This is a genomic window from Chryseobacterium sp. FR048 (genome assembly GCF_056844665.1).
The window spans coordinates 387,766-406,566 of sequence record NZ_JBXDSE010000006.1; the positions used below are offsets into that span (position 1 = coordinate 387,766).

General features: G+C 37.6%; 22 protein-coding genes. 15 read left to right on the forward strand and 7 right to left on the reverse strand.

Translation table 11 applies throughout. The annotated features are described in order from the left end of the window. Nucleotides 1-43: 43 nt before the first annotated feature. Both AC106K_RS18575 and AC106K_RS18580 read right to left on the reverse strand, forming a co-directional pair. Complete coding sequence (locus tag AC106K_RS18575; protein WP_482446929.1) at nucleotides 44-1,117, reverse strand: RluA family pseudouridine synthase; 1,074 nt, start codon at nucleotides 1,115-1,117, stop codon at nucleotides 44-46. A gap of 74 nt (nucleotides 1,118-1,191) precedes the next feature. Beyond that, nucleotides 1,192-2,286: a PASTA domain-containing protein gene (locus AC106K_RS18580; protein WP_482446930.1), complete on the reverse strand. Its 1,095-nt coding sequence runs from the start codon at nucleotides 2,284-2,286 to the stop codon at nucleotides 1,192-1,194. A gap of 156 nt (nucleotides 2,287-2,442) precedes the next feature. Between AC106K_RS18580 and AC106K_RS18585 the strand changes: the two genes are divergently transcribed. The 5 genes from AC106K_RS18585 to AC106K_RS18605 all read left to right on the forward strand — a co-directional run bounded on the left by AC106K_RS18585 (nucleotide 2,443) and on the right by AC106K_RS18605 (nucleotide 5,436). After that, the gene (locus AC106K_RS18585) at nucleotides 2,443-3,426 is read left to right on the forward strand and encodes a D-alanine--D-alanine ligase (protein ID WP_482446931.1); all 984 of its coding nucleotides are present in this window, start codon (nucleotides 2,443-2,445) and stop codon (nucleotides 3,424-3,426) included. A 96-nt stretch (nucleotides 3,427-3,522) separates the two neighbouring features. After that, the gene (gene coaD / locus AC106K_RS18590; protein ID WP_047098871.1) at nucleotides 3,523-3,987 is read left to right on the forward strand and encodes a pantetheine-phosphate adenylyltransferase; all 465 of its coding nucleotides are present in this window, start codon (nucleotides 3,523-3,525) and stop codon (nucleotides 3,985-3,987) included. Nucleotides 3,988-4,073: 86 nt separating this feature from the next. Further along, on the forward strand, nucleotides 4,074-4,235 hold the full coding sequence (locus AC106K_RS18595) for a four helix bundle protein (protein WP_482446933.1): 162 nt from the start codon (nucleotides 4,074-4,076) through the stop codon (nucleotides 4,233-4,235). Between the two features lie 51 nt (nucleotides 4,236-4,286). Next, nucleotides 4,287-4,919, forward strand: coding sequence for a trimeric intracellular cation channel family protein (locus AC106K_RS18600; RefSeq protein ID WP_482446934.1), 633 nt, complete (start codon nucleotides 4,287-4,289; stop codon nucleotides 4,917-4,919). Between the two features lie 106 nt (nucleotides 4,920-5,025). Continuing rightward, entirely contained in the window at nucleotides 5,026-5,436 is a 411-nt protein-coding gene (locus tag AC106K_RS18605; RefSeq protein WP_482446936.1) for a hypothetical protein, read from the forward strand. Between the two features lie 55 nt (nucleotides 5,437-5,491). On the opposite strand, the gene AC106K_RS18610 is transcribed toward AC106K_RS18605, so the two are convergent. Next, on the reverse strand, nucleotides 5,492-6,061 hold the full coding sequence (locus AC106K_RS18610) for a DUF2892 domain-containing protein (RefSeq protein ID WP_482446937.1): 570 nt from the start codon (nucleotides 6,059-6,061) through the stop codon (nucleotides 5,492-5,494). 150 nt (nucleotides 6,062-6,211) lie between these two features. Then, nucleotides 6,212-6,709: a dihydrofolate reductase gene (locus AC106K_RS18615; protein WP_482446938.1), complete on the reverse strand. Its 498-nt coding sequence runs from the start codon at nucleotides 6,707-6,709 to the stop codon at nucleotides 6,212-6,214. Nucleotides 6,710-6,784: 75 nt separating this feature from the next. On the opposite strand from AC106K_RS18615, the gene AC106K_RS18620 reads away from it, so the two are divergent. The 5 genes from AC106K_RS18620 (at nucleotide 6,785) to AC106K_RS18640 (ending at nucleotide 11,648) form a co-directional block, all read left to right on the forward strand. After that, entirely contained in the window at nucleotides 6,785-7,390 is a 606-nt protein-coding gene (locus AC106K_RS18620; protein WP_482446940.1) for a LemA family protein, read from the forward strand. 2 nt (nucleotides 7,391-7,392) lie between these two features. Next, nucleotides 7,393-7,821, forward strand: a complete 429-nt coding sequence (locus AC106K_RS18625; protein ID WP_047098866.1) for a TPM domain-containing protein — start codon at nucleotides 7,393-7,395, stop codon at nucleotides 7,819-7,821. Beyond that, nucleotides 7,802-8,623 carry a TPM domain-containing protein gene (locus tag AC106K_RS18630; RefSeq protein ID WP_482446942.1) on the forward strand — a complete coding sequence of 274 codons (822 nt, stop codon included), beginning with the start codon at nucleotides 7,802-7,804 and terminating at the stop codon, nucleotides 8,621-8,623. Before AC106K_RS18625 ends, AC106K_RS18630 begins: the two co-directional genes overlap by 20 nt. 613 nt (nucleotides 8,624-9,236) lie before the next feature. Further along, complete coding sequence (locus AC106K_RS18635) at nucleotides 9,237-9,758, forward strand: NAD(P)H-dependent oxidoreductase (RefSeq protein ID WP_482446943.1); 522 nt, start codon at nucleotides 9,237-9,239, stop codon at nucleotides 9,756-9,758. 3 nt (nucleotides 9,759-9,761) lie between these two features. Further along, nucleotides 9,762-11,648: a monovalent cation:proton antiporter-2 (CPA2) family protein gene (locus AC106K_RS18640; protein ID WP_482446944.1), complete on the forward strand. Its 1,887-nt coding sequence runs from the start codon at nucleotides 9,762-9,764 to the stop codon at nucleotides 11,646-11,648. A 1-nt stretch (nucleotide 11,649) separates the two neighbouring features. Here AC106K_RS18640 and AC106K_RS18645 read toward each other — a convergent pair whose 3' ends face one another. Continuing rightward, entirely contained in the window at nucleotides 11,650-12,465 is an 816-nt protein-coding gene (locus AC106K_RS18645; protein ID WP_482446945.1) for a GIN domain-containing protein, read from the reverse strand. 246 nt (nucleotides 12,466-12,711) lie between these two features. Between AC106K_RS18645 and AC106K_RS18650 the strand changes: the two genes are divergently transcribed. From AC106K_RS18650 to AC106K_RS18660, 3 genes are all read left to right on the forward strand, one after another. Next, nucleotides 12,712-14,853: a M3 family metallopeptidase gene (locus AC106K_RS18650; protein WP_482446946.1), complete on the forward strand. Its 2,142-nt coding sequence runs from the start codon at nucleotides 12,712-12,714 to the stop codon at nucleotides 14,851-14,853. A 203-nt stretch (nucleotides 14,854-15,056) separates the two neighbouring features. Then, complete coding sequence (locus tag AC106K_RS18655; protein WP_482446947.1) at nucleotides 15,057-15,434, forward strand: YchJ family protein; 378 nt, start codon at nucleotides 15,057-15,059, stop codon at nucleotides 15,432-15,434. A 31-nt stretch (nucleotides 15,435-15,465) separates the two neighbouring features. Next, nucleotides 15,466-16,032, forward strand: a complete 567-nt coding sequence (locus AC106K_RS18660) for a hypothetical protein (protein ID WP_482446948.1) — start codon at nucleotides 15,466-15,468, stop codon at nucleotides 16,030-16,032. Between the two features lie 276 nt (nucleotides 16,033-16,308). Here the strand turns inward: AC106K_RS18660 and AC106K_RS18665 are convergent, their stop codons facing one another. After that, nucleotides 16,309-16,809: an FKBP-type peptidyl-prolyl cis-trans isomerase gene (locus tag AC106K_RS18665; RefSeq protein WP_482446949.1), complete on the reverse strand. Its 501-nt coding sequence runs from the start codon at nucleotides 16,807-16,809 to the stop codon at nucleotides 16,309-16,311. Nucleotides 16,810-16,914: 105 nt separating this feature from the next. Beyond that, nucleotides 16,915-17,166 carry a VF530 family protein gene (locus AC106K_RS18670; RefSeq protein WP_482446950.1) on the reverse strand — a complete coding sequence of 84 codons (252 nt, stop codon included), beginning with the start codon at nucleotides 17,164-17,166 and terminating at the stop codon, nucleotides 16,915-16,917. A 118-nt stretch (nucleotides 17,167-17,284) separates the two neighbouring features. Between AC106K_RS18670 and AC106K_RS18675 the strand changes: the two genes are divergently transcribed. Together AC106K_RS18675 and AC106K_RS18680 are read left to right on the forward strand one after the other, a co-directional pair. Further along, nucleotides 17,285-17,437: a hypothetical protein gene (locus AC106K_RS18675; RefSeq protein WP_482446951.1), complete on the forward strand. Its 153-nt coding sequence runs from the start codon at nucleotides 17,285-17,287 to the stop codon at nucleotides 17,435-17,437. Between the two features lie 157 nt (nucleotides 17,438-17,594). Next, on the forward strand, nucleotides 17,595-18,800 hold the full coding sequence (locus AC106K_RS18680) for a metallophosphoesterase family protein (protein ID WP_482446952.1): 1,206 nt from the start codon (nucleotides 17,595-17,597) through the stop codon (nucleotides 18,798-18,800). Nucleotide 18,801: the final 1 nt, after the last annotated feature.

The window sequence follows — 18,801 nt, forward strand, 5'->3', positions numbered from 1 at the left end:
TTGATTTCAATTCAACAAATATAAAAAAATTCTCAATATATTTTTAGTTTTCCAAATAATTTCTCCATTTTTTTACAGCATCCGCCATATCTTTGGGCATTGGGCTCTCAAAATATAATTCCTTTTTCGTAGTTGGGTGTATAAATCCCAGGGTGTGCGCATGGAGAGCATGTCTTGGCAGAATCTCGAAAACATTTTTGATGAATTGTTTATATTTAGGAAGATTGACTCCTCTCAAAGGCGTGTGGCCTTCGTATCTTTCGTCATTAAACAGAGTATGGCCTATGTGCTTGAAATGCGCTCTGATCTGATGCGTTCTTCCGGTTTCAAGTTTACATTCTACCCATGTCATATATTTGAAACGTTCCAGGACTTTATAATGCGTCACAGCGTGTTTTCCCTGGCTGCCATCCTCATAAACAGACATCTGCATTCTGTTTTTAGGATGCCTTCCGATATGCCCTCTGATGGTACCTTCTTCATCCTGAAGATTTCCCCATACAAAAGCCCAATACAATCTTTTTGTAGTTCTGTTAAAGAATTGTTTTGCCAGAAAGCTTAAAGCGTACTCATTCTTGGCAATAACCAAAAGCCCTGAAGTATCTTTATCAATTCTATGTACAAGACCTACCCTGTCCAGATCAGCCTTTTGACCATTCTTTTCAAAATGATAGGCCAGCGCGTTCACCAGTGTGCCATCCCAGTTTCCATGTCCCGGATGCACTACCATTCCGGCTTCTTTATCCACAACAACAAGATCATCATCTTCGTATACGATATTGACAGGAATATCCTGCGGAATAATAACGTTTTCCCTTGGCGGATGGGTAAGCAATACCGAAATCTGATCTCCCGGCTTCACGCGGTAATTCTGCTTTACGGCAGTACCATTCACAATAACGTTTCCAGCCCTGCAGGTCTGCGAAATTTTGTTTCTCGAAGAATTCTGTCTGTAGATCAAAAGGAATTTATCGATTCTTAAAGGTTCCTGCTTAGGGTCAACAGTGATATTAAGATGCTCATATAATCCTTTATTTTCCTCGTCAATATCGATGTTCTCAATACTGTTGGAATCTAATAATTCTTCATCTAAAAAATCTTCGTTATCTTCTGACATTGTTTTATATTTTTTACACAAAAGGCTTCAACATTTTGCAGTTGAAGCCAGTATTTTTTGATATTAATCTGATTTTATTCTACGACTACTTTCTTAGCTTTTGGCTTTTGAGCAGGCGGTTGTGTTGTTCCTGTAGCAGCAGCCGGTTTAGCTGTACTTCCTGTAGCAGGGCTGCTGGTAGAAGTCTTAGGCTTCTCTGATCCTGAAACTGCCGGTTTAGGAGTTGTCGCCTGAACTTTAGGTGTTTCAGTTTTTGGTGCTTCAGCTTTAGGAGTTTCTTTCTTAGGAGCTGGTGCAGGTACAACCGGTGCTTCATAGGTTGGCTCATGATGAACTTCCTCATATCGTACCGGTGGCAGAGACGTATCTACTTTCATACGGTAGATAGAATTCAACTGCTCTACTTTAGCCCTGAGTTCTGCCGGAGTTTTTTTACTGGCCCAAAGGTCAATCTGCATTCCTTGGTCACGGACATCTCCTGAAGCTGGGTCCTGATAGTAAATAATATCAGATTCATCTTTTCCACCATCTTCAAATTCGATCAATCCCACTTCAAACATACTCTTGGTAATAACCGCTCTTGCTTCTTTTACCGAAAGTCCTACCACATTAGGGATAGAGATATTTCTCATAGGTCCTGAACCCACCACTACATCAATAATGGAGAATCTAGGGATCTTGGTACCCGGATTCACTGCATTTCCTTTATATAAAATTCTTAAAAGGGCATCTTTCTGAATACTCGGTTCATAGATGGTATCTCCGATTTTAAGACCTACCTGATCCAATCTCTGGAACGCCAGCCCTGAATATTTGTTGATCACATCCGGAACTACAATAGGAGCCCATGTTCTAGGATTTACTCTAAGACGTACTGTTCTTCCGTCCTTTACACGGGAACCCGGTGCAGGATAGATCTGAAGAACCTGAAATGGTCTGTATTTAGGATCATAATTGGCACTGTCTACTTCATACTCCAATCCGGTATCATCTAAAATTTTAACAGCGTCATGTACGGATTTATTAACAACATTGGGAACAGGAATTTCCTGTCCATGGTTCGTATGGTATTCCAACCAGCGAAATGTGAGCCATACCAACCCCACAAAAACACCGATGGCTATTACTAAATTCAGTAAAACTTTCCAATTGAAAAGTGATTTAAGCATACTTAAAAATACTTTAATTATAACCGCAAATATAGCTAATAATTTTAGAATGGACTTTTTATTTAACACAATTCATTTTTGATTTTAAAATTTCCCGATTTCCCGTATTGCATTACATAAAATCATTAAATTTGCCTTAATTGATACTATATGGTTATGAACAAAAAAAGTGTTGCCGTAGTAATGGGAGGCTATTCTGATGAATATGTGGTTTCTTTAAAAAGCGGACAGCTGATCTATGATTCTTTAGACAGAAATCTGTATGATGTATATAAGGTAGTAGTCCTTAAAGACGAATGGTATTTTTTAAGTGAAAATGATAAGAAATACGAGATCAACAGAGGAGATTTTTCTGTGACTTTAGATAATGGTGAAAAATTGAAATTTGATGCATGCTTCAATATCATCCACGGAACTCCGGGTGAAAACGGTATTCTGCAGGCGTACTGGGATGCCATCGGCCAGAAATATACCGGCTGTGATTTTTACCAGAGTGCCCTTACTTTCAATAAAAAGGATACCCTTGCCGTATTATCAAAATATGGAATCCCTTCTGCTAAAAGTATTTATTTAAGAAAAGGAGAAGCCATCAACGTAGATGAAATCGTTGCCGAACTGAACCTTCCTCTTTTTGTAAAGCCTAACCAATCCGGATCTTCACTGGGAATTTCAAAAGTAAAAGAAAAATCTGAACTGATTGCCGCTACTGAAATTGCGTTCAAAGAAGATGACGAAATCCTTATTGAAAGTTTCTTAGACGGAATGGAAGTTTCCGTAGGTGTTATCGATTTCAAAGGAGAAACTATTGTGTTGGGAATTACAGAAATTGTTCCTACCAATGAATTTTTCGATTATGAGGCTAAATATGAAGGCGCTTCTGAAGAGATTACCCCTGCAAGAATTGACGAAGAAACGACAAAAAGAGTGGAAGAAATTGCCAAAAAAGCTTACAATTCATTAGGTATGAGCGGCTTTTCAAGAAGTGAATATATCCTGATGAACGGAATTCCTTATATGCTTGAAATGAATACCAATCCTGGATTCTCTCCAGCCAGTATCCTTCCTCAACAGGCAAGACACTATGGAATTTCCATTATGGATCTTTGTGGAAATGAAGTTGAAAAAGCACTTAATAAATAAAATAGAAGTTAGAAACTATAGGTTAGAAGTTAGAGATAAAATAAACAGATAGCTTTTAACAGATAATTTATAATTCAAAATCATAACTCGTACAACATGAAAATTGCTGTTTTCCCGGGATCTTTTGATCCTATTACTCTGGGACATTACGATATTATAGAAAGGGCAGCTCCGCTATTTGATAAATTAATTATTGCCATCGGACAGAATTCCCAAAAAAAATACATGTTCCCTCTTGAAAAAAGAATGGAATTTATTCAAAACTCAGTAGCAGAATTCCCCAATGTAGAGGTGGACTCATTTGAAGGCTTAACGGTAGACTACTGTTTTGAAAAGAATGCTCAGTACATCATCAGAGGGCTCAGAAATCCTGCCGATTTCGAATTCGAAAAAGCGATCGCCCATACCAACAGAACATTAGCCCACAAAAAACTCGAAACCGTATTCTTACTGACCTCTTCAGGAAAATCATTCATCAGCAGCAGCATCGTAAGGGAAATTATTACCCACGGTGGCGAATATGAACTGATGGTACCGGACTCGGTGAGAGTAGAGAGGTAGCGATATGATTAATGAGTAATGAGTAATTTTGATAGGCATGGATTTTAATCAAATTTTTCGGGAGAGAATTAAAAAACTCTATAAAAATGTGCATAGTCGTCGAAGAAATTGATGAAACACAATTTTGGCTCGAAATTGTTGAAGAATTAGAATATTTAAGTCCGGAAAAAATTTTACATTTAAAAACAGAATGTGAAGAACTTGTAAAAGTTATGACTACTTATAAATTTAAATTGTCTCAAATTTAAATGGCATAATTTTTATTACTGATTGCTCATTACTCATTACCTATATAATATATGCACGAACAGTTCAATTTTGCCATAGAAGTCCTCGGAACCATTGCGTTTTCCATGTCCGGAAGTTTTGCAGCGATGCAGAAACGTCTTGATCCGTTTGGGGTACTTATTATTGCCTTTGTAACTTCTGTGGGTGGAGGAACTGTAAGAGATCTTCTTCTCGATATTCCTGTTTTCTGGATGCATGATCTGCTCATGTGCGGTCTTATCCTGGCAACCAGTATTTTTTCGATGGTTTTTAAATCTCTTGAAAAAAACTTTAAAGTAACTCTGTTTATTTTCGATAGCTTCGGACTTGGTCTGTTTACCATCATCGGTGTTCAGAAAGGCTTGAATGCAGGAATCCATCCTATGATCTGTATTGCATTAGGAACCATTACGGGGTGCTTTGGGGGAATTATCCGGGATATATTACTCAACAGAATTCCACTGATCTTCAGAAAGGAAATCTATGCTACAGCCTGTATTGTAGGGGGTGCAGCATTCCTGCTAATGACTAAATATACTCCGCTTTCCTATACTTTTGTACAGGTTTTTACCATCCTATTGATCGTAGCCATCAGAACTTTTGCGGTAAAATACCATTGGCAGATGCCTAAATTCTATGGGTATGACCAAAATTCGGAAATGTAGTCTTATAAGGATTCTTGCTTCCATTATCTTAACATTTTCCTTATGCTCTTGCCACCATGAAAGTAAGTTTGATCTGGATAAGGATTTGTACCAATTTTCAGAAAAAATGGAGAACGGAGATACCTTAAAAATAAAAACTGACCTTTCCCAATGTACATTCTTCGCCTTTGAAGAATATACCTTTATAAAGCAAAATGATTCTTTGTATGTAGAAAAATATTCTGAGGAAGGTTCGGGAAGAAAACAGACATTACCCAAAATCCTTTATAAGATCAAAGCAGATCATCCTTTATCTTTTGAAAATTATTTTAAATATCTCAAAAAATCTGATACCATTGAGGAAAAAGACAACTGGCCTTACGTTTCTATCACTTATAAAAAGCAACGAAAATTTTTCTACAAGACTGATCTTAGAGACAGTTTTGAAAAAATGGACAGCCTTCAACCCGTCAGAAAAGACATTTATCCAAAAGATACGTTTTTACAGCTAGGTCCTCCGCCAACATCTTCATTGTAAAAAATAAGGCCCTGAAAAATCAGAGCCTTTATATTGATTGTATGTTGAATATTTATTAGAAGAATTTCCCTCTATTTCTCATATTAGGATTGTGCATATGCTTCTGCATAGTTGGCATTTTCAACTGATCTTTCATCATTTTGATCTGATCGGTCATCATTCCTGCACTGTCTAATCTCTTCGCTTCTTCAAGAAGTTTTTGTCCTTCCTGCTTTCTTCCTTTAGAAATAGCGGCAGCGGCAAGATTTAAAGTAGCCATTGCTCTGTCGTGTTTCATATTCAAACCGTATTCCAGTGCTTTTTTCATCAAAGGCTCTACTTTCGTAGGGTGATCCTGAGCCTGTGTCAATCCTAGAAGATAGTGGAAATATCCGTACTGAGATTTATGAAGCTGTCCCTGATAATCTGTGATTTTAGATAACCATTCTGCAGCTTTTTCCATATTTTGTTTTCTCAATTGCCAGAATGCCAAAAGGATATATTCATTTTTAAAGAATAGCAGGATCGGAAATGCGGCAAGAAGAAAAACAACTATTCCCCAACCAAGATTTCTTGTGAAGATCATCATATAAAGTCCCAATAAAATAAGGACTGCTGCTACTGCAATTTTTATGTATTTATTCATTATTAAATTTTAGAAGTGCAAAGATAATAAATTTAAGGCTTAAAGTTCAAAAAGTCAATGGTGAATGGTCAATCTGCTACACGAATTAGATGTTTATATCAGTCGGAAATTCACAATTCACTTTGCAACGCAAAAATTGACTATTGACAATCAGACTTCTTTCTTAATTCTTTCAAACGTCTGAAAACAGAAATCGTAACCGTTTTTCTCATCTTTCTCATGGCAGGTTTCATTGGTCTTTTTCCAGATTTTAACATCTATTTTCGGAAAGAAAGTATCCGCTTCCAGATCAGCCTTTACCAAAGTAACCTCCAGTTTATCCACAATATCCATTGTTTGTTCATAGATATTTCCGCCGCCGATGATGAAAACTTCCTCATCGATTTTTTTAGCAAACTTTATGGCTTCTTTCAAACTTCCTACAATCAGAATTCCCTCTTCAAACCAGTCTTTCTTTCTTGACACAACAATATTTGTACGGTTAGGAAGAGCCTTTCCGATGCTTTCATACGTTTTTCTTCCCATGATCACCGGATGACCTGAAGTAATATCTTTAAAATGTTTTAAATCTTTAGGAAGATGCCAAAGCAATTGGTTTTCAAAACCAATCTCATTCTTCTCTCCCATTGCCACCACTATTGTTGTCATTCAAATATAATTTTCTACAAAATTAGCACATAATTTGTATATTTGATTAGCACAAAAAAATTAAAAAAATAAACTATGAAAAATAAAGGATGTCTGGGCGCAGGAACCATTGGTATAGCCCTCCTTATTATTGTTGCCGTTCTTTTCTTCTGGGGAAGAAGCGGATATAACAGCTTTGTAGACAAAGAACAGACTGTCAACGCAAAATGGTCTAATGTAGAGACCGTATATCAGAAAAGAGCCAATCTTATCCCTAATCTGGAAAGAACAGTAAAATCGTATTCAAAATTTGAGCAGGAAACATTGACTCAGGTAGTGGAAGCCCGTTCTAAAGCGACTTCTATCAACGTCGATCCTACAAACATGACGGATGCCGATATTGCAAAATTCCAGGCAGCACAGGGAGAATTATCAGGTGCATTAAGCCGTTTAATGGCTGTGGTAGAGTCTTATCCTAACTTAAAAGCTGACCAGCAGTATATCAACTTCCAGAGAGAATACACTGCTATCGAAAACAGCATCAGAACTGAAACTGTCTATTATAACGATGCAGCAAAGGATTACAATACCTCTATCAAGACATTCCCTAATAATATTCTGGCGAATTTCACCAACTTTAAAGAGAAACCTTACTTCAAAGCTGAAGCAGGAGCTCAGAAAGCCCCTGAAGTATTCAAATAATAATGGGTAATTTCCTTACAAATCAACAGATCGCTTCCCTTGTGGAAGCGATTCAGTCAGCGGAAGATCATTCTACAGGCGAGATCAGAGTGCATATTGACTCTACGACGGAAAACCGCGATGCCAAGACCGCATTTGAAGTTTTCAAAGAACTCTGTATGGATAAAACTACTGATAGGAATGCTGTGCTTTTTCATGTCAATTTTGAACAGAAATACCTGACGATCATTGGAGATGTCGGGATTCATGATAAAGTAAACCAGTCTTATTGGGATCATCTGCATGACTATATTACAGCTGAATTTGCCAAAGGAAATTATTATCAGGCGCTGAAAAGTGCCATTTTGGAAACCGGCATTGAACTCAAAAAATATTTTCCTGTAGAAGGAGAAAACCCAAACCAACTCCCGAATGAAATTACGTTCTCTTAAAATAGTATTTTCATTTTTACTGATCTGCTTTTACACTTTTGTATCAGCACAATATACCCTTCCTCCAAAACCAGCGATTCTATATCCTGTCTTTGATGAAGCCGGACTTCTTTCGAAACAGGAAACAGATGCACTTAATAATAAACTGATCAAGTTTGCAGATTCTACCTCAACGGAAATTGAAGTAGTCATCATCAAGTCTACCAAAGGCGAAGATGTCAACTTTCTTGCAACGATGTTCGGAGAGCAATGGAAGATCGGAAAAAAAGGAGTGGACAACGGAGTGGTTTTCCTTATTGCTACGGAAGACAGAACAATGTCTATCCAACAGGGAAGAGCTGTAGAACAGTATCTCACAGCTTCAGTTGCAGGCCAGATTCTGGATTATATCGTTACTCCCAACTTCAAAAAAGGGCAATGGTATGATGGGATCAACGGTGGTACCTCAGCGATTATGGAAGCGGTACAGGGCAAATTCAAGCCAGTAGCTACAACCTCTCCATCCGGAAACGGAAGTGCTTTAAAAGTAGTAATCATCGCATTTGTTATTTTTATCATCATTGCTATTCTCTTTGGTAACAGAGGTGGTGGACGCGGCGGTGGCGGAAATTACGATGACGACGATGATGTAATCATCACCCGCAGAGGACGCAGAAACTATCCTGGCGGCTTCTTCCCATTCCCTGGTGGTTTTGGAGGCGGTGGCTTTGGTGGTGGAAGTTCCGGCGGCGGTGGCGGTGGCTTTGGAGGCTTCGGTGGCGGCGGAAGTTTCGGAGGTGGTGGTGCATCCGGAGGATGGTAATCGCTGTATTATAAAGTAATTTCGATAAGTATAAAGAATGGGAAAAGAAATTTTCAACAATTTATTCTATTCATTCCTATTTTCACTTGGATTATCTTTACTCATTCTTTTATTCATATCGGGAAATTCCGGAGGATCTGAAGCGAAGCAGGCTACAGGGATAATGATTTTTTACATTCTTTTCATTCTGGTGAGCTGCTTTGTATCTTCGATGACTGCATTCTTCAACTTAATACCGGAGGTAAGAGGAAATTTTTCCCTAAGCATTCTTTCGTTTTTTGCATTGCCTTTAGCCGTTCATATTTTTATAATCCTACAAAATACTGAAGGAGATTTTTCTTTATTACTTCTATTGTTTTACGCCCCTTCTTCACTTTATCTTTTAGCACTTGTTTATCATTTTTATCTGTTTAGAAAAAATAATAAAAGTTATCAGAAGCCCAATAATAATTGATACTGACTAAAAAACTTTTTATCTAAACTGTAAAAATACACCCTTTATTTCTTCGATTTTAACATTAAATTTAATTTTATATATTAAAAAATTAATAAAAGTGTTAAAAAACCTCCTTTTATTCAATATTTTTTCACTATATTTACTGAAAACAGGATTATGAAGAAGACGCTGGTAGTATTTGCACACCCTTATCTGGAGCACTCCAATTCGAATGTAGAGCTCATCAATTTCTACGTTCGCCACCAGCATTATACCTTAAGAGATCTTTACGAAGAGTATCCTGATTTTCATATTGCCGCTTTCAGAGAAAGAAAACGCCTCAAAAACTATGACCGCTTTATTTTTCAGTTTCCCCTGATATGGTTTGGCATGCCTCCCCTGCTCAGATTATGGATTGATGAAGTTTTCGACAGAGACTGGCTGAAAGAAGGTGAATACAACCCATTGGAAGGAAAAGAAGTTTACATCCTTGTCACTACCGGCGGGAAAGAAAGATCTTTCAGCAAAACAGGAACCTATCAATACTCGATTGATGAACTCATCAGCGGACTGATTGTTTCGTTAAAGGTTTTCAAGGCAGACATCAGACACATCAAAATTGTATACGAAGCCAATAAGCTTTCTAAAAAACAAATTATTTTACATAAAAAAGAATTTACAGAACTCCTCAATCAATAGCATATGGAATCCAGCTTAGCGATGAACACATTAATTTTCCTGGGAGTAGCCATCATTATGGTGCCATTAGCCAGGAAATTTGGATTGAGTTCTGTGATCGGTTATATTTTAGGAGGGATCATCATTGGGCCCTATGTCCTCAGACTTACTGGAAATAATGTAAATGACATTATGCACGCCAGTGAATTTGGGGTGATTATGCTTTTGTTTATTGTAGGTCTTGAACTGGAACCAAGGAAGTTCTGGGATATGCGAAAGAAAATAATGGGTCTGGGACTCTCACAGATGCTGCTCACTATTTCTTTGTTGTTCATAGTCTTTATCAGTGTAGGATGGCGGGTAGATAAGGCAATTGCTGTTGCAATGTGTTTTGCATTGTCTTCCACAGCCGTAGTTCTTCAGACCTTACAGGAAAAAAACAATCTCAAAACAACCGCAGGAGAAGCCTCTTTCTCTACCTTGCTGTTTCAGGATATTTCGGTGATTCCCATTTTGGCAATCCTTCCTATTGTAGCGAACTATAAAGCCAAGCACCATGATAATGAAATTCAGATTCTGATTCAGAAACTTCCAGAATGGCTTCAGGCAAGCACGGTAATTTTGGGAGTGGTCCTCCTGATTCTATTAGGCAGATATGTATTTGTTCCTTTTCTACGCTATGTCTCAAAATCAGGGATGACAGAGCTTTTGACAGCCTCTTCTCTATTTTTGGTTATTGGAGTTTCTGAGCTAATGGTCGTTATCGGACTTTCCCCTGCATTGGGAGCTTTTCTTGCCGGGGTAATGCTTGCCAACAGTGAATTCCGACATGAGCTGGAAGCACAGATCAATCCTTTTAAAGGGTTACTGTTGGCCGTATTCTTCGTGAGTGTAGGTTCAACGATCAACTTTAATATTATTCAGAATGATCCTTTGTTTATTTTCAGTACTGTTTTTGCGGTATTGGCTGTAAAGTTTATGGTTTTATATGCTATCGGAAAGTTCTTCAGAATAGATACCCCACAGAGTCTTTTTTATGCTTTTGCCCTTTCGCAGGTGGGAGAATTCGCCTTTGTATTGATTAATTATGCTTCGGATCTTTATCTTCTGAGCCCGGAACTGAATGCGCAATTGATGGCCGTAACTGCTATTACCATGTGCATCACCCCTATCCTTCTAATCATTAACGATCGGTTTATCACTCCGAAATTCATTAAGGAAGTTCCTGAAGAAGATCATGATTTCAATATCCTGGACAGTGATGTGAGTCAAAAAAAGATTATCATCGTTGGATTTGGGCATTTCGGCAGTACGGTGGGACGTCTTTTAAAAGCCAATAAAATATCAGCGACTGTCTTGGACAGGGATTCTGACCGTGTAAAGCTGTTGAGAAGTTATGGTTTTAAGGTATATTATGGGGATGCCATCAGAATTCCTATTCTAAGAGCTGCAGGCATTGAGGATGCAGAAATTCTGGTTCTGTGTCTGGATGATCCTGATGATAATAAATTTATTGCAGAACTGGTGCGTGAACATTACCCTGATGTGAAAATATTTGTAAGGGCTAAAAACAGAATAGATGCCTATGATTACCTCAACAACGGGATCAATCATATTTATCGTGAAACATTAGGAACAGCAGTAGACATGGCTGTTGACGTTCTTCATGAAACAGGAATGAGAAAGTATGCCGCAAGACGCATGGGGCAGAGATTTATGGCTATTGATAAAGCTTCCATCAGAAAACTTTCCAAAATGAAAGAGGAGGATGATATTGCCCTGTTTACTACAAAAGAAATCCTCCAACGAGAGGAGGAATTATTGGCTTATGATAATCTTAATTTTGATAACCGGAACTGGGAAGGTTCCTCATCTACCGAAGAGGAAGACGAGGAAGAATCCCAAGATTGATTTATTGAATGTTTACGCTTCCGCCGCTACTTTCTTCTTTGCTTACACTTTTAAGTTCGCCTTTTTTCGAGATGTCAACACTTCCACCGGAAGAAGCTCCTGCCTTCACGGAAGAAACAGCACTGATCTCAATACTGGCTCCACTGGATGCATCTGCTTCTACATTGTCCGCAATCACTTCTTTTGCAGAGATACTGCTGCCTGAAGAAGCACTGATGTCCGCTTTTTTCGCTTTCCCAGAAATATCAAGAGATGATCCTGATGAAGATTCTACATCCAGATTCACTGCCCATATTTTACCACTGAAATTACTGCTGCTGCTGATATTAATATCCATATCATTCGCTTCCAAATTTCCGGAAATACTTCCTGCACTCGATGCTTCAATATCTGTTTTTTCCTGAGTAAATTTGTCTTTTACATCAATTTTTGCCGCCGAATCAGCAACTAGCTTTTTAAAATCTCTGGCGTAGATCTTCGCAGTAACCTTATGAATATTCATCACTCTGATTCCTGGTTTATAATGAATATGCAGTTTTCCTCCTTCATTCTCCACAAGAATTTCATTAATGATATTTTGAGGAGCAGAAATTTCCACTTTCTCTGTTTCTGACTTGATGATTTCCGCTTCTATCGCCTGGGAAACCTGAATTTCGTCAAAATCTCCATTGAATTCTTTATGCTGTATTGGCCCTACTTCTTTATTTACGACCTTTTCTACCCAATTATTTCCCCCTTTGTTATTTCTATCATGTTTTTCATTACATGATGCTAAAGCGACTAAGGCTGAAACAATAAAAAGATTCCTTGTTTTCATATTTATTCTGTTTTTTTCAATTATTTTTTTGATCTACTATTTAAATGACAACTAATGTATGAAAAATATTACATTACCTGTGAAAATACGATAAGTCTCCACAATATGCACTTTAAGAAATGATACTCTGCTTATTGACGACAATTGATCCTTCCGATGAAACCCGCTTCACAGAAATACATTTCCCAAAATAGGCTTCATAAAGTAAGTTTTTAATATCTTTATACTTTAATAACAACTATATTTATGAAGAATATTTCATCGGTATTATTAATTTCTGCCTTGGCGTTCAATCAATCTTGTACTACAATGAAACAGACCGATATTCAACAGGAACTTCCTGCTCCTGATCCCTCTTTATCTTCAAATCCTTTTATGAAGAAGAGCAAGCTTCAGTACGAAGCTCCGGAATTTGACAAAATCAAAAATGAGCATTTCAAACCTGCCTTTGATTTTGGATTAAAACAACATGAAGCTGAAATCGTAAAAATTGCCAATAACCCGGCAGCTCCTACTTTTGAAAATACTATTGTTGCATTGGAAAAAAGTGGCGAGGTACTGAGAAGAGCACAAATTGTATTCTCTAATCTTACCAGTGCCAATACCAATCCTACACTACAGGCTTTAGATGAAGAATATGCTCCTATTTTTGCGGCCCATTCTGATAAATTGTTCCTGAATGAAAATCTTTATAAAAGAATAAAGTCCATTAAAGAAGACGGCTTAGACTCTGAAAGTAAAAGACTTGTTCAGTTTTATAAGCAAAACTTTGAAATTGCAGGAGCTAATCTTTCTGCAGCTGACAAAGAAAAACTAAAGCAGATCAATCAGGAACTGGCTTCTCTTTCTACTCAATATGCCAATAAATTACTGGAAGCAAGAAAACAAGGTGGTGTATTCTTTTCTGATGCAAAAGAACTGGACGGACTTTCTGCAGATGAAATTGCCGCAGCAGCAGCTGATGCCAAAACAGCAGGACAACCTGGGAAATATCTTTTGGCATTACAAAATACTACTCAGCAGCCTCTTTTACAAAATTTAAAAAACAGAGCTACCAGAGAAAAACTTTTCAAAGCATCATGGACAAGAGCTGAAAAAGGAGATGCTAACGATACGAGAGAAACCATTGAAAAACTGGCTAAACTAAGACTAAAGAAAGCTCAGACCCTTGGTAAAAAGAATTTTGCTGAATGGAAACTTCAGGATCAGATGGCAAAAACGCCTGAGGCAGCTACCAAACTGATGAATCAGATTGCTACTCCTGCAGTGGAAACCGCAAAACGTGAAGCAAAAGATATTCAGGATCTTATCGATCAACAGAAAGGAGGTTTCAAGGTAGAGCCTTGGGACTGGAATTTCTATGCAGAGCAGGTAAGAAAAGCAAAATATGATCTTGATGAAAGTGAAATAAAACCTTATTTTGAAATCACAACGGTTTTGGAAAAAGGAGTTTTCTTTGCTGCTGAAAAATTCTACGGACTGACTTTCAAAAAGAGAACCGATCTTCCGGTTTACCATCCTGATGTAGTAACCTATGAAGTTTTCGACCACGATGGAAAATCTATTGCAATCTATTACCTGGATTTCTATACAAGAGATTCTAAAAACGGTGGAGCATGGATGAGTAATTTTGTTGAGCAGTCTTATTTATTGGGAACAAAACCGGTAATCGTTAACTGCTACAATTATCAGAAACCGGCTCCGGGAAAGCCATCTTTGATCAGTTATGATGATGTTTCAACGATCTTCCATGAATTCGGACACTCTATCCATGGAATGTTTGCCAGCCAAAAATATCCTTCTCTTTCAGGAACCAATGTACCGAGAGACTTTGTGGAGTTCCCTTCACAGATCAATGAGCACTGGGCTTTAGATCCTGTTGTTCTGAAGAATTATGCTGTTCATTATCAGACAAAACAACCTATTCCACAGGCTTTGGTAGAAAAAATTAAAAAAGCATCTACTTTCAACCAGGGTTATATGACCACAGAATTGGTTTCTGCTGCAGAGCTTGATATGGATTGGCATACAGTTACTAACGAGAGCCAGTTTATTCCGGTTTTAGATTTTGAAAAGCAATCTTTGGCAAGCCACGGATTCACCTTAGCAACTGTTCCGCCAAGATACCATACTCCTTATTTTGCTCATATTTGGGGTGGTGGATATTCAGCAGGATATTATGCTTACTTATGGTCTGAGACATTGGATAATGATGCATGGGAATGGATCAAAAATAATGGTGGACTGACCAGAGAGAATGGTGACCGTTTCAGAAAATATATTCTTTCGGTGGGTAATTCTGTAGACCTGAATCAGGCATTCAGAGATTTTACAGGACACGATCCGGATATTAAACCTTTATTGAGAAACAGAGGGTTTATTAAATAATACAACGAAAAAGCATTCTTTATAAGAGTGCTTTTTTTATTTGCCACTAATGCACTAATGATTTTTATTTGCGAGCCTATATATGGTAAAAAGCATTTTTATATTTCGGCTGAAGCCGGTGGAAATGTTTGCTTATTTTTTTAACGGGCTAAAGCCCGTTTCTATTGATATTCCTTATTTTTGTGGTTCAAAATTTAAAATATATGGATTGTCCCTGCTGTTCAGGAAAAACCTATGAAGAATGCTGTAAGCCTTATCATACCGGAGAAAAACATGCTCCTACTGCTGAAGCATTGATGCGTTCCCGATTTTCGGCTTTTGCCATTCCGAATGGAGAATATTTAATGGAGACTACTCTTCCTGGAAAAAGAAAATACCATAATAAGGCAGATCTTCAGGAATGGGGAGAGATCAACCAATGGACAAAACTGGAAATCATTCAGACTCCTGCTTTGAATCATGTAGAATTTAAAGCGTACTATACAGATCAGGATGGGCATCCGCAAATCCACCATGAGTTTTCTGTTTTTCAGAAAATGCATGACCGCTGGTATTATGTTTCAGGTGAATTTTTAGATTAATCAGATGAAGAAGAATTTTATATACACATTAATGTTACTGATTTGCAGCATCAGTTTTTTCAATGCTCAGACCACTGAAGACAAAAAAGAGGTTTCTGTAGCAGTAACCGATATTTTAAAAGGTTTCCAGACCAAAAATGGGGACATGATGAACAAATATGTAAACGAAACCTATGGGGTTGGCGTCCTTTTTAAAAGTGGCGGTAATCTGGGATTTGTTTTAAATGAGGATGTTGATTTCAGTATGCCGTTAGGATATATTAAAAAAGCATGGAACATCAGAAATCAGTTTCCGATACAGCCTGATAAGACTTATGAATATGATTTGAAAAATAAAAAGTGGGCAAAAGAAGGATTATTTGTTCAGTTCAATTCTAATGCAGTCAATGAGTATGCTGATCAATTCTCGGACCTATATGCTGTAAAAGATCAGCCTGTATTCAAGATCAATTCTGATCCTAAAAATGTAGTTTTTGTGACGCTTGCTGAGAATTCTAAGGAAAAGGCTCCAGTGAATGGGTTCCGATTTGTTATGACGAAAATTGAAGGAAAGTGGTTCCTGACCTTTATTGATGTTACGGAATATGATGCGGAGTAATGAGGGGTGTGGGTAAACCACCCCGTCAAATCTTTCATTTGACACCCCTCCAGAGGAGGGGAATGCCAAGCACAATACTTATTTCTATCTATAAAATAAAAAGACAGGTTCCTTTATGAATCTGTCTTTTTTATTTTCCGGATCATATTATTTTTTCAGCAGATTTCCAGACTTTTAAGTCATAAAAAACTGATCAGTCTGCCAGAGACTGGATACATTCAAAATAACGTTTATCACAAAAAAATGTCCGGAAAAACCGGACATTTATAATATTTTTTAGTGAGCGTCTGTTCCGTCAACTCCGTGAGCATGACCGTGTGCCAACTCCTCTTCTGTAGCAGGACGTGTGTTTAAAACTTCCACCTGGAAATCCAACACTTTCCCAGCCATTGGGTGGTTAAGATCTGCTACTACAACTTCAGGAGTAATTTCTACCACAAATGCCTGGAAATTATTTCCCTGATTGTCAGATAATGGTAAAATAGCTCCTACTGGAGGTAATCCTGATTCGTTGAACATTTCAACCGGTAATTGTGCGATAGCATCCGGCTGTCTTTCTCCATAAGCTTCTTCAGGCTGAATAACAAAAGCTGCTTTATCACCAGCTTTCAAACCAAGAATATTTTGCTCAAATTTTGGAATCATCATTCCCACACCATACAAAAATGTAAGTGGATTTTCTGTTGTTGTTTCTTCTACAAGAGTTTTGCTTCCATCTTCTCCGATGGTGTGAAGGATGTACTTTACAGATACAACGTGATTGTTTTCAATTGTCATATTTTTCTTTTTTTTCGCGAATTCTCATCACGATTAATAGCACAAATATACTGTTTTTGAAATAATTGTTTAGAGAAGAGCAGCTAAAAAGCAATGTCCTGCTTTCTATTTTCCATGTTTTGCTTCATCCCGCTTTTTCTGTCTCAGTACAAAGAGATACAAACTCTCTACCTTAGTTCTTGCCCAGGGTGTCTTTCTTAGAAACTTCAGAGAAGAGCTGATGCTTGGATTGTCTGTAAAACACTTTATATTGATCTGCTCACCCAGCTTCTCAAATCCCTGATAGTATTCTACCAATTCTTCCAGGATAGCGTCAAGTCTTTTTCCGTGTAAGGGATCTTTTGATTTTTCTTCCATAACATGGTAAAATTAAAATATTTTATCAGACTTTACCAGTAAAATTGTTTCAACTCTGAATCTTTAGTATTTTTGATGAAGCTATTTCTTACCCATAAAATTATTCGTTACAGAAAATATGAGCAAAAATAACGAAGCCAACAGGAAAAAAAATAAGAAGAAAATTGATCAGAAAAAACGTAAAATACAAAATGCAGAGGCAGAAAGAAAGGCCCGTTTAAAGCAAATCCGGGAAGATTTTAAAGCAAGAGAAGCCGATAATAACCTATAAAAATCGTTTATTATACATCTTGTGGGATCTAAAAAACCCCATTGGATTTAAGTCTTGTTCTGTATTTTAATATTCTCTATTCAAATTTTAATTCAGTACATCTGAATTATACCATTACATTTCATATTTTCTCCTTATAAACAATGATAAATTTTTTATGAAAATTCTGCATACTGCCGACTGGCATTTAGGAAAACGACTGGACCGCTTTTCCCGTCTGGAAGAGCAAATCCTTGTCATGGAAGAGATCACAAAGATTGCTGATGATGAAGATATAAACCTTGTTCTGGTGGCAGGGGATCTTTTTGACAATTTTAATCCGGGGGTGGATGCTGTTGAACTTTTTTATAAAACCTTAAAACGTTTATCATTGAACGGCAGACGTCCAGTGATTGCAATTTCCGGGAATCATGATTCTCCAAGTTTAATCAATGCTCCTGATCCGCTGGCCAGAGAATGTGGAATCATTTTAATAGGCCATCCTAAAGCTGAGATCAGCCCTTTTGGTACAGAACATTTTAAGATCACGAAATCAAAAGCCGGTTTTATAGAGCTGGCCATTGAAAATATAGATTTCCCTGTAAGAATTCTACATACACCTTATGCCAACGAAATCCGTCTGAAAGAATATTTCGGAGAAAATAAAGAAGAGGAGATCAATAAGGTTCTTTCACAGACCTGGAAAGAGCTGGCGGATGAATATTGTGATAAATCCGGAGTTAATCTTCTGACCGCCCACCTGTACATGAATAAAAGAGGTGCAGAAATTCTGGAAGAGCCTGAAGGTGAAAAACCTATTAAAATCGGAAATGCAGATCTGATCTTTTCGGATACGATTCCGGAACAGATTCAGTATACAGCTTTGGGGCATCTGCATGGTTACCAGAATATTGGGACAAAAGAAAAACCTGTGATCTATTCTTCTTCCCCTCTATGCTATAGCTTTAGTGAGGCCGGGCAGACCAAGTATGTTTCCATTATTGATATTGAACCCGGAAAAGCAGTATCTTACGAAAAGAAAGCCTTACAAAGCGGCAGAACTTTAGTAAGAAAAACGTTCACATCCGTTGAAAATGCTGTTGAATGGCTTACCGGAAATCCTAATACTTTTATTGAACTGACTCTGGAAAGTGAAACTTTTTTAACGGCTGATGAAAGAAGGCTGATCTATCAGTCTCATAACGGAATTGTTCACCTCATCCCAAAGGTCAAAAACCGTGAACTTGCAAAACAGGAAAGCCATGAGGTGAATTTGAACCAGAATATAGAGATCCTGTTCAAAGATTATTTTAAATCTAAAAACGGCGGGCAGGAAGCCAATGAAGAATTGATGAATTTGTTTAACGAAATTTTAAATGCCTAAG

Bases quoted from the DNA above. Each gene is read 5' to 3' on its own strand.
- AC106K_RS18680 (WP_482446952.1), top strand. From the start codon at position 17,595: ATGAAAATTCTGCATACTGCCGACTGGCATTTAGGAAAACGACTGGAC.
- AC106K_RS18630 (WP_482446942.1), top strand. From the start codon at position 7,802: ATGAAATTACGTTCTCTTAAAATAGTATTTTCATTTTTACTGATCTGC.
- AC106K_RS18650 (WP_482446946.1), top strand. From the start codon at position 12,712: ATGAAGAATATTTCATCGGTATTATTAATTTCTGCCTTGGCGTTCAAT.
- AC106K_RS18620 (WP_482446940.1), top strand. From the start codon at position 6,785: ATGAAAAATAAAGGATGTCTGGGCGCAGGAACCATTGGTATAGCCCTC.
- AC106K_RS18670 (WP_482446950.1), bottom strand. From the start codon at position 17,166: ATGGAAGAAAAATCAAAAGATCCCTTACACGGAAAAAGACTTGACGCT.
- AC106K_RS18660 (WP_482446948.1), top strand. From the start codon at position 15,466: ATGTTACTGATTTGCAGCATCAGTTTTTTCAATGCTCAGACCACTGAA.
- AC106K_RS18610 (WP_482446937.1), bottom strand. From the start codon at position 6,061: ATGAATAAATACATAAAAATTGCAGTAGCAGCAGTCCTTATTTTATTG.
- AC106K_RS18640 (WP_482446944.1), top strand. From the start codon at position 9,762: ATGGAATCCAGCTTAGCGATGAACACATTAATTTTCCTGGGAGTAGCC.
- AC106K_RS18605 (WP_482446936.1), top strand. From the start codon at position 5,026: ATGGAGAACGGAGATACCTTAAAAATAAAAACTGACCTTTCCCAATGT.
- coaD (WP_047098871.1), top strand. From the start codon at position 3,523: ATGAAAATTGCTGTTTTCCCGGGATCTTTTGATCCTATTACTCTGGGA.
- AC106K_RS18575 (WP_482446929.1), bottom strand. From the start codon at position 1,117: ATGTCAGAAGATAACGAAGATTTTTTAGATGAAGAATTATTAGATTCC.
- AC106K_RS18615 (WP_482446938.1), bottom strand. From the start codon at position 6,709: ATGACAACAATAGTGGTGGCAATGGGAGAGAAGAATGAGATTGGTTTT.
- AC106K_RS18625 (WP_047098866.1), top strand. From the start codon at position 7,393: ATGGGTAATTTCCTTACAAATCAACAGATCGCTTCCCTTGTGGAAGCG.
- AC106K_RS18645 (WP_482446945.1), bottom strand. From the start codon at position 12,465: ATGAAAACAAGGAATCTTTTTATTGTTTCAGCCTTAGTCGCTTTAGCA.
- AC106K_RS18600 (WP_482446934.1), top strand. From the start codon at position 4,287: ATGCACGAACAGTTCAATTTTGCCATAGAAGTCCTCGGAACCATTGCG.
- AC106K_RS18635 (WP_482446943.1), top strand. From the start codon at position 9,237: ATGAAGAAGACGCTGGTAGTATTTGCACACCCTTATCTGGAGCACTCC.
- AC106K_RS18655 (WP_482446947.1), top strand. From the start codon at position 15,057: ATGGATTGTCCCTGCTGTTCAGGAAAAACCTATGAAGAATGCTGTAAG.
- AC106K_RS18665 (WP_482446949.1), bottom strand. From the start codon at position 16,809: ATGACAATTGAAAACAATCACGTTGTATCTGTAAAGTACATCCTTCAC.
- AC106K_RS18595 (WP_482446933.1), top strand. From the start codon at position 4,074: ATGTGCATAGTCGTCGAAGAAATTGATGAAACACAATTTTGGCTCGAA.
- AC106K_RS18675 (WP_482446951.1), top strand. From the start codon at position 17,285: ATGAGCAAAAATAACGAAGCCAACAGGAAAAAAAATAAGAAGAAAATT.
- AC106K_RS18580 (WP_482446930.1), bottom strand. From the start codon at position 2,286: ATGCTTAAATCACTTTTCAATTGGAAAGTTTTACTGAATTTAGTAATA.
- AC106K_RS18585 (WP_482446931.1), top strand. From the start codon at position 2,443: ATGAACAAAAAAAGTGTTGCCGTAGTAATGGGAGGCTATTCTGATGAA.